The organism is Bacteroides sp. D1, assembly GCF_000157095.2.
Lineage (GTDB): Bacteria > Bacteroidota > Bacteroidia > Bacteroidales > Bacteroidaceae > Bacteroides > Bacteroides xylanisolvens.
This window is the reverse complement of sequence record NZ_JH114331.1, coordinates 796423-806781: the sequence shown is the minus strand read 5'-3', so window position 1 is coordinate 806781 and position 10359 is coordinate 796423. Positions and strand designations below refer to the sequence as shown.

General features: G+C 37.6%; 9 protein-coding genes. All 9 read right to left on the bottom strand.

All coding sequences use genetic code 11. The features are described from left to right. Positions 1 to 449, bottom strand: a 449-nt coding sequence (locus BSAG_RS18365) for a glycosyltransferase family 2 protein (RefSeq protein WP_008997365.1), incomplete at its 3' end; no start/stop codon positions are given. A gap of 62 nt (positions 450 to 511) precedes the next feature. Next, entirely contained in the window at positions 512 to 1666 is a 1155-nt protein-coding gene (glf, locus tag BSAG_RS18370) for a UDP-galactopyranose mutase (protein WP_004313282.1), read from the bottom strand. After that, entirely contained in the window at positions 1653 to 2573 is a 921-nt protein-coding gene (locus BSAG_RS18375) for an NAD-dependent epimerase/dehydratase family protein (protein ID WP_004309193.1), read from the bottom strand. Before BSAG_RS18375 ends, glf begins: the two co-directional genes overlap by 14 nt. Next, complete coding sequence (rfbG, locus tag BSAG_RS18380) at positions 2570 to 3649, bottom strand: CDP-glucose 4,6-dehydratase (protein ID WP_004309192.1); 1080 nt, start codon at positions 3647 to 3649, stop codon at positions 2570 to 2572. The genes BSAG_RS18375 and rfbG overlap by 4 nt, the downstream gene beginning before the upstream one ends. 3 nt (positions 3650 to 3652) lie before the next feature. Beyond that, positions 3653 to 4432 (bottom strand): glucose-1-phosphate cytidylyltransferase, encoded by a 780-nt coding sequence (gene rfbF / locus BSAG_RS18385; RefSeq protein WP_004309191.1) that lies wholly within the window; start codon positions 4430 to 4432, stop codon positions 3653 to 3655. Positions 4433 to 4603: 171 nt separating this feature from the next. After that, positions 4604 to 6013, bottom strand: coding sequence for an undecaprenyl-phosphate glucose phosphotransferase (locus BSAG_RS18390; RefSeq protein ID WP_004309190.1), 1410 nt, complete (start codon positions 6011 to 6013; stop codon positions 4604 to 4606). Between the two features lie 20 nt (positions 6014 to 6033). Next, entirely contained in the window at positions 6034 to 7170 is a 1137-nt protein-coding gene (locus BSAG_RS18395; protein ID WP_004313281.1) for a chain-length determining protein, read from the bottom strand. A 12-nt stretch (positions 7171 to 7182) separates the two neighbouring features. Further along, complete coding sequence (locus BSAG_RS18400; protein WP_008020270.1) at positions 7183 to 9597, bottom strand: SLBB domain-containing protein; 2415 nt, start codon at positions 9595 to 9597, stop codon at positions 7183 to 7185. Beyond that, positions 9575 to 10171, bottom strand: a complete 597-nt coding sequence (locus BSAG_RS18405) for a UpxY family transcription antiterminator (RefSeq protein ID WP_004297022.1) — start codon at positions 10169 to 10171, stop codon at positions 9575 to 9577. Before BSAG_RS18405 ends, BSAG_RS18400 begins: the two co-directional genes overlap by 23 nt. Between the last annotated feature and the right edge of the window lie 188 nt (positions 10172 to 10359).

The window sequence follows — 10359 nt, the reverse complement described above, 5'->3', positions numbered from 1 at the left end:
AAAGACTCTACTTCTTCACGAAGGAAATAAATAGGTTGTAATGGCTTTAGTTCAGGAGACATGCCAATGGGGCTTGATACAATCACATCCACATCTTGATTTTGATCTAATAAATTGAATATCTTATTTAGTCCTCCATCCATTAAATAATCATCATCACCTTTAAGAATAGACCACTCTCCATCAGCCATTTTCATTACTTGTTCATGATTAGCATCCAAACCACGATTTTCACCAAAATAATTTATTTTAAAGTTAATAGTAGGATATTTTCTTTTCATTTCTTCAATGATATCTTTAGTTCCGTCAGTAGAGCCATTATCAGAAAAACACAGCTGAACATCATTCTCTCTATGTTCAGAAAGAATTTGTTCAATTATCTTGGTAGTTGTATCTTTAATAAAATATACACGATTATAAGTTGGTTGACAAATAGATAGTTTAAACATGTTTTTGTTGTTTATAATATGAGTATATTAATAACTTAAGTAATTTAACAATTGATTTATATTTATGTCAAACGTAATACTGCAAGGATTGCTTGATCCATATTATAATATTTATAATTAGCCAGCCGCCCACATAGTATTAGATTATCATAATTCCCAGCTTTTGCTTTGTATTTAGAATAAAGCATAGCTGTATCATCTGTTGGAACAGGATAATATGGTTCATCCGCTTTACCTTCCTCAAACATCATAGGATATTCATAAGCAATAGTTGTAATCCCTAAAATATTTTGTTTAGGGAGCTGCTTGTATTCTGTTATACGGGTATATCCTTCAACCTGAGGATAAGCCACTACTGGAGTTGCTTGAAATAACTCCTCATTCAAAGTCTCATATTTAAATGTTAAAGAGCGATATGGTAATTTTCCAAACTCATAATTAAAAAGTTCATCAATAGCACCTGTATATACTAATTTACAATTAGTGGACACTTCTAAATCATGGAATTCAATCCTATGGTCTTGATCATTCAAAGATATATATTTAAGTGCATCCTCATTGTTTATATATTCAATATTATCGTGATCCAAAAGGTCCTTAATGAAGGAAGTAAAACCACCCTCTGGCATACACTCGTACTTATCAGAGAAATACATCTCTTTATAATCTAAGCGAACTGGAACTCGTTTCAATACATTGATATCGATTTCACTAGCTTTAATACCCCATTGCTTTGCTGTATAAAGACTGTAATCATTATCAAAAAGCATTTGTGCATACTGCTTAATAAGAGGCTCTTCACTGTTCAATAATTCCACGATTGTTACAGTACTTTGATTAGGATACTTTAATAGCAAAGCTTCCTTAATTAATTCAGCTTTATCTGTAGCATAAAACTGATCTATGGTTTTAAAATTGAAAGGAGAAGGTGTTTGTTGTCCACACATATCAACAGAACACCTTAATTTAAAGGGATTCCATTTATGATATTTAGTTATAAATGAATATACTTCCTCACTATTAGTATGAAAAATATGTGGTCCATACTGCTGAACTAATATGCCATACATATTAGTTTCATCATAAAGATTACCAGCTACAGTGGATCGCCTGTCTATCACTAGAATTTTAGAGCCTTTTTCAGCCCTCAATCGTGCAAATGTGCTTCCACTCAAACCTGCACCAGCTATAATATAATCAAAATTACTTAATCGCATTTTTATAGTAATCTATTGTCAATTTTATTCCAGACTCAAAACTATACCTTGCTGTAAATCCTGTATCTTCATTTAATTCTGATATATCAAGTATCTGATTATCAATAGTTTTATTTTTATAAGGTATATCTCCAATTCCTAAAGGCAAGGTAGGATCAATCATATCACGTATAATCTTGACATATTCTACTATTTGTTTATTTTCACCACTCCCAATAGGATATGTCTTTCCTCCTATTCCTTTTTCACCAACAGCAACTAGCGCATCAATTAAATCGTCAATATACAAGTAATCCCACTGCTGTTCAAGCCCTGTAAAAGATGGTTTTTCACCTTTTAACAATGTCTTAATACAATAGGTTATCAAATTTTCATCATTACGACCAGGACCATAAATACTTGTAATTACAGCCCAAATTAACGAAATACCATTTTGTCTTGCATAGGTTTGACACAAGAACTTGGTTGCTACCTTGGAAGCACTATACAAATCAGAAGGCGATGGAATACTGCGCCCATTAATAACTTCATTACCACAAGCATATTCGGATGCAGAACCTGGAAAAATTACTCTAGAAATTCCATTACGATGGGCAAACTCCATCACTTGTATTCCATACAATATATTTGAAACTTGAATTTCGACTTGATTTTTATAAGTTGAGCTAACACCCGCCCAAGCCATATAGAACATTGTATCAGCACCTTTTATCTCCTCAATTCCATCCCAATCAACAATCCGCGATAAATCAAATTCGATACAGTTGACATTATGCAAGCTTTTTGCAAAAGAGTAATCACCTCCTTTAGCAACTAAAGCAACAACTGCAATACCTTTGGATGCCAGTTTCTTACATAATTCCCTCCCTAAAAAGCCATTAGCACCTACAACTATTACTTTTTTCATTTGATTAAATATTGCTTAATCTGATCAACACACAAGCTATATACATTCTCAAATGTATACCTTTTATACCAGTCAACAGTAAGAGCAACACATTGATGAATATTCATACGTGGTTCCCAGCCTAGTTGAAACTTAGCTTTACTAATATCAAGCATTAAAAATCTAGCTTCATGAGGAGCATTGGGGATGGAGATATCATTGAGCCCACCACTACCATAATTCTTGACTACATCATTTGCCACATCCCATACAGAGGTAATACTTTCCGCACGAGGCCCGAAGTTCCATCCCTCACAATATTTTGTTGGTTCTTCCCAAATTTTTGCAGTTAAAAGCATATAGCCACTCAATGGTTCCAATACATGCTGCCATGGACGGACAGATTTAGTATTTCGAATATCAATATTCTTACCGGATTCAAGAGCTTTAATGCAATCTGGAATAATACGATCTAATGCCCAATCGCCTCCACCAATCACATTACCTGCTCGAACACTAGCAATACTCTTGCCATGTTTATCATACTGGTCAGGATTGAAGAAACTTCTGCGCCATGAGGCAATGGCTATCTCTGCCGCCCCTTTACTACTGGAATAAGGATCATATCCTCCCATCGGTTCATTTTCACGATATCCCCAAATCTGCTCTTTATTCTCATAGCATTTGTCCGTAGTTATCATAATACCGACCTTCACACTATCTGTTACTCGTATAGCCTCTAAAATGTTTATTGTTCCCATCACATTCGTTTCGTATGTTTCAACAGGAATATCATAACTTAGACGCACTAAAGGTTGAGCAGCTAAATGAAAAACAATTTCAGGTTGGTATGTCTGAAAGATTTCTTTCATTCGTTGACTGTCACAAATATCGGCACGTAAGTCAGCTTTAATTTTCTTTCCTATTCCCGATAAAACATAATTATCTTTTTCTGAATATGGATCTTTCGCTACACCAACTACCTCTGCACCAAGTTCATGAAGCCAAATAGAAAGCCAACTACCTTTAAAACCAGTATGTCCAGTTACAAGAACACGTTTTCCTTTATAGAAATTGTTAAATATATCTATACTCATTATTTACCAAACTTTCCAAGGAGCTAGCCCCTTATCCCACATCTCATTCAATTCTACATTATCACGCAGTGTATCCATCGGTTTCCAAAAACCAGTATGACGATAAGCATGCATTTTACCATCTTTTGCTAAATTTTCGAGAGGTTTACGCTCGAAAATAACAGTATCATCATTTTCGGGAATATATTCTAAAATTTCAGGTTCGCAAACAAAGTAACCTGCATTTATCCAATTGCGATCACCATCTGGTTTTTCTTGAAAAGAGAGCACTTTGTTACTTTCCAAGTCAATTTGTAACGCACCAAATTTTCCTCCAGGTTTATAAGCCGTCAATGAAATGGCACATTCTGATAATTCATGTTCTTTAATACTCTCTGCTATATTAATATCTGCTACCCCATCACCGTAAGTAAGAACGAAACGTTCAGCACCAATATATTTCTGTACCCGCTTCAAGCGACCACCTGTTTGGGTATTCAACCCTGTATCAACCATAGTCACTCTCCAATCTTCTGAATGGTTATCCAAAATTTCAACACAATTATTAGATAAATCAACTGTCATATCACTATTGTGCCGAAAATAATTGGCAAAATATTCTTTTATTACATATTGCTTATAACCGCAACAAATAATAAACTCATTAATACCATAATGACTATAAGTCTTCATGATATGCCAAAGGATAGGTTTTCCTCCTATTTCAACCATCGGCTTAGGAATTAAATTGGTTGCTTCGGACAATCTAGTACCCAAGCCACCTGCAAAAATTACAGCTTTCATATACAGGAAAAAATTATAAGCCCCTGTTTCTATATCTACTTCTAAAAATATATCTTTAAAAATATCCCATAGAAAATAGACAATTTTCTATAGGTTCTCTATATGCTATTGCAAACAGGGGTAAGTAGTATTATCTCAATATATTTGACTAATTTAAATTGATCATCAATCTTAATACGCATTCTTTTCTCCAATGACCACATTTGCTATAGTCTTATAAATGATATATAAATCTAGGAATATTGTCCAATGCTCCATATACCAGATATCAGCCTTCACACGTCCTCCCATCTGTGAAAGTTCTTTGGTTTCACCACGAAAACCGTGTATTTGCGCCCATCCGGTCACTCCAGGCTTAATAAAGTGTCTAACCATATATTTATCAATTAACCGAGCATAAATCTCCGTATGAGACAACATATGAGGACGAGGACCGACTATTGACATTTCACCTTTAAAAACATTTATAAACTGTGGAAGTTCGTCAATATTAGAACGTCGAAGAAAGTCTCCAAAACGAGTTTTCCGGGGATCATCAGCCGTTGCCTGTTTGCTGTCAGCTTCATCATTTACTTTCATTGAACGGAATTTGTAACACACAAAATCGACGCCATTCAAACCGGTACGCATTTGTTTAAAAAGTATAGGACCGGGAGAAGTAAACTTTATGATACTTCCCACAATGAGATAAACAAAAGGAAAAACAGTAACCAGAAAAATACCAGATAAAGCAATATCGAATATCCGTTTTAATATACGGTTCTCCATCTTACCTAGAGGTTCATAACGCAAATTCAAAATTGGCATATTACCAACCATACTATGCCAGATACGACGGGGAAAACCCTTACAAACATTAGGAACACCATGAAAATAAAGTAAATGGTTCTCACAATAATTCATGATAGAAAAGTTATAGCGTCCTTCCTCCATTGACAAAGAACAAAAAACATGCTTAATTCCTGTGTGTACGGACATAAAGTCCGAGAAACCATCAGGACTACCCAAATAAGGACATTGGGAGGAAATAGTGTCATTCGATTTAATATCAAAATAACCGACTACCTCATAAACAGAAGATGCCAAAGAACTCTCCATTTCCTCATATAACATCTGCATATTATTACCTCCACCTATAAATACAGCATAGCGCCTATGTTTACCTTTCGTGCAATAAACTATCAGCAAATGACGAATAATAATGCGGTAAATACTTAAAACAAGAAAGAGAATAAAAAAATAAGAGACAAAGAAAAGAGGAGAAAAAATAGAAATTCCACTAAAAGTCATAATACATGCCCAAAAGATAGAAAAGGCTATAATGTTCTTCAATACACGTAATACGAGCTGATCTGCACGAATCCCCCTACTGTCCCAAACCCTCCCACGAGATCCGAAACAAGCCAGATAGCAGAGAGTAAGAGAAGCCATCATAAAAGAAACAGTACAAGAAAACGGCAAATTTATAAACGCTTTCTTCCAAAAGAAAAGGAGCAGAGACAAACACAGGTTCAGGATAATTAGGTCTCCCAAAACTACAATAGACTCTACAACTTTATTTATCTGGTTAGTTGATGCCATAACACTTTACTAATGGATATTTAAGCCCGGATTTCTTTAAACTTATTCAAGATATCTTTTCCCAATAAATGCCAGAATATAACAATACAAACAGACAGAAATACAAATGCCAGCACACATATCTTTTTGTCGGTTCCTGAAGGAGTCAGCGGCACTACTGCAGGCTCTATAACAGCAAACACAGGCTTTTCCTCCTGAACTTTGGCTCTAGAGACCTGAAGTTGACTTCCAACTTGGCTATATATCTGGTAAGCAAGACTCATATCATTCTGTAAACGTTCCTGTTCGGCACGAACACTTTGCAAAATGATATTATCATGAGAATCCAAATAATCAGCATATTTCTTTTGGGCAGCATAATATTCCTGCTGACGTTCTTTGAAAAGTTTCTCCAAGTAGATACAGTCTTCTTTCGCCTTGGAAGTACGATAGTCAATGATGTATTCCTGCAACTTTTTCACAACCGAATCTGCAACAACAGCAGCCACTCTGGGTTCTTGCAAGGTTACGGCAACGGAAGTCATGGATGTTTTCTTATCTACAGAGGCAACAATCATTTTCTTTAAAACACCAATCTTACCCAACTCTTTCTTTGATAATTCAATTGTACCCTGACTTACTTTATCAGAAGATATGAATTCATCCTCACCTTCAATAAACAAAGACTTTACTCCACCAATTACCATAGCAGGAAATCCAATTACATAACTCCACCAAGGAGAAGACTCCTCATCCAGATAAGCATTCAAGGTCATCATTTCATTTTTCAATACAGGTATTTTCATTGTGGAAAGTTCCAATAAGAAAGGAGTGGAAGATACAATATCTGCAGATAAAGAAGCATTCAAAGCATCACTGCCATCACCCATAGTAACGTCACTTCCCAAGAAAGAAGCTGCCAAACCAGATAGACCACCACCTTTAGCACTTCCCATCTCCGGAGAAAGAGTCACTTCAACCGTGTACTGCCTAGGAATACTGATTGCTATAATAACGCCAATTATCAGTCCGATACCGGCTGCCTTATAAATCTTCTTACGAATACCCATAATCCTACGAAGAACACCCATCAAATCAATTTCGATCTCTTCATTCGTATGATTATTCCGTTTTTGTTTTATATCTTTTTCAGATTTTTGTTCTATCAAAGTAGTCATAAAAGGAATTCGTTATTTCTTTATTAAGTTAGCAATAGAAGCAACCATCATTCCCAATGTGCTGAATGTAGTAGCGTACCCTAAAATATTACCCATATTAGTCCTTTTCTTAGCCTTACTAGGCACAATTATCTCACATCCCGGCTCGATCTGTTTCTTACCACTACCTTTCACTTTAGTCACTTGGCCATTCATATAAACTATAAATTTCTTACTCTTCTTTGCATTTTCAGAATAACCACCAGCCTGATTCAGATAATAGTCTATATTCTTTCCTTCCATATAAGAAACCGTATTCGGGACCATTACGGCACCATTGATCGTTACTGTATTATTATTTTTCGGAATAGAAATTACATCACCCACACGCAAGACAATATCTGCTGTACTTCCAGGGTTAGCTAATGCTTTCTCCAAGTCAATACCAACACTAAAGGTATCTTCCACACGAACACCTAATGAGTCCATCATAGCTTCACCCAACTGTCGACTCATCAAGCGGACCACATCACCCATGCGTTTCTTTTCACTTGCATTGGCTACACGAGTCAATTTGGCACCACGTAAGTAGGCATAATTCGTTGCACCTCCCGCTTTATTGATTAAGTCCGAAAGACGTTCTTCACGACTGGTCATAGCATAAGAGCCTCCGAACAGAATTTCACCTTCAACAACCACATTCTGTTGAGCTTGATACCCCGGACTACGACGCACATAAACTTCATCATAAGGTTGAAGGACAAAGCCAGGGGTTCCATCTACAATAAAACCTTCTTTTAGGGAGAATGTATATATCTGGCCGATAGTATCGTTATCTACTGTACTGCGAGGATTCTTAATTCTACGGGATACATCTACACGGACTACAGAAGCGGCTTCACGCAAGCCACCTGCCTGAATGATCAAGTCTTCAAGGGTCATGTTATCAGCATAAGGATAAGAATCAGGTTTGGCTACTTCACCATGGATTACGACGTTGCCTCTGTCTTCCAGGTCATGAATACTAGGAATATAAAGGATATCGTTTTTCATCAGGATGATGTTTTGGGAAGTACCGTCCATGATAGCTTTAATGTCTACAGGAACAACTTCGGTAGTCAAGTCCTCACGCTGGCGGTAGAGAACGGCACGGTTCAAGAAAGCATCACCGGTCAGGCCTTGGGCTTCGTTTACCAGTTCACGGACAGTATTCAGTTTTCCATTCAACTGGTAGATGCCGGGACGATAAACGGCTCCACGGATTTCAAGTTTGTTGATGAAGCGGTTAAGGATGGCTTCGGCGGTCACAACATCACCGTTTCGCATTTTATAGACACTATAGTCAAGGTCTTTGACCGTGTTTACTTCATATTCCTGTCCATTCTGGCGTACGACACGCAAGGAACGAGTGTAGGCGTCGGCTTCAAAGCCACCGGCATAGCTGATAAGAGTGGATAGACTCTCATTCTTTTTCATTTCGAAACGCATGGGGCGTTTCACTTTTCCGTCGATCTTAACCAATACATCATAGGCGGGGACTATTACTACATCCCCTTCCTGAAGACGAATGTCATCCTGAATGTTTCCTTTCATGATAAATTGGTAGACATCGATTGTGGCGATATTTTTGCCGTTACGTACCAACTGTACATTGCGAAGGCTTCCTATGTCACTGACTCCACCCGCACGGTAAAGTGCATGAAAGACTGTGGCAAAAGAAGAGAGGGAGTAAGTGCCCGGTTGGACAACCTCACCCATTACATTGATCTGGATAGTACGTATGCTGCCCAAAGTCAGACGGATGTCAGAGGTGGGATCATTCGCATTATTAAGACCATTATATATCTTGTTTAATGTCTTTTTGAGATAATCATTGGCTTCAGCAATAGTTAGTCCGTTCAGGTTGACAGGACCTATTTTCTGAATATTGATCGTGCCGTCAGGAGAAATCTGTTGGCGGATAGTGTTCTGGCTGGCTCCCCAGATATCGATAATCACTTCATCACCGGGACCCAGACGATAGTTCAAGGGAGTGGCGATGTTGACGCTGGGTTCAAAAGTCAGGTTACGGGTGTTGAAGATATTTCGTCCGAAAACCTGATTGCCACGTGCGAGGTCTTGAGTGCTCGGGTGGTCTTCCAGCATATCGGAAGTGTTTTCTTTCATTTCCTCACGAAGACGTGATTCATTGACATCGGTACCCGTTGCATTGGAAGCATTAACATTGTTTTGTTGTTCATATAGTTGCTTCACACGAGTTGCCTGTTCTTTGGTCACACCTCTACGTGCCAGTTCAGAGGCTAGTTGTTTCTGTTCTTTACCTTGACGGATGCCATCCTTTACATATTCAAGAACTTGGGAGTCGCTCATGCTTTGAGCCATTAAAGGAGAAAAAACTCCCAGCAACAGAATGAATAGAAATACGTTAAATTTTCTTCGTGTTGTCATTGGTGATTTTTGTGGATTCTACATAACCGATTGGCATATCTACACAAGCACAGCCAAGCATATTTAAACGAACGGCAATCTTACTCTTCCCGCCTACAGTCACAAGTTCGCCAACAAGTCCACTCAAAGGACCTTTTATGACACGAACTTTCTCACCACGCGCTAGTGGAGTATCATTCATACAGACTGCTTCTTCGGAATAATCGAGCATGAAACGGAAACGGGCCATCTGCTCGTCAGGAATAACGGCAGGAGTGCTCTCTCCACGCATCACCATATAACGGCTGACCGTAGAAAATGAAAGGACTTCCATACGTTCTTTTGGATTGACATGTACAAAAACCATCATTGGGAGTAAGACTGTATCAACCATCTTACGACGGTCACTCCATTGATGAATTTGTTGTTGAACGGGAACAAAAGAATCAATTCCCATCTTAGACAAACGCTCGGCAACTTTTTTCTCGTGATGCATTCGAACGAGTGCTACATACCAGCGTTTTGAGTGTGCTACGCCTTCCCCTGTCCCACTACTAGGCCCGGCATTTACTGATTTTGGTTTCGTTAAAATCATATTTTTTTACCCCATGTTCATCCGTTACTTCTTAGGTAACGGACAACACACATATAGAATACACATCGCTGTGAAAAAAAGAAAAAAATCGATTATGAGGGAATATAAAAGCGGGCACCTAACATTCAATATAAAACATTCTTGAATTTAGGTAATAAAAAGCCTTTGAGCATGAAGATGTTATCCTT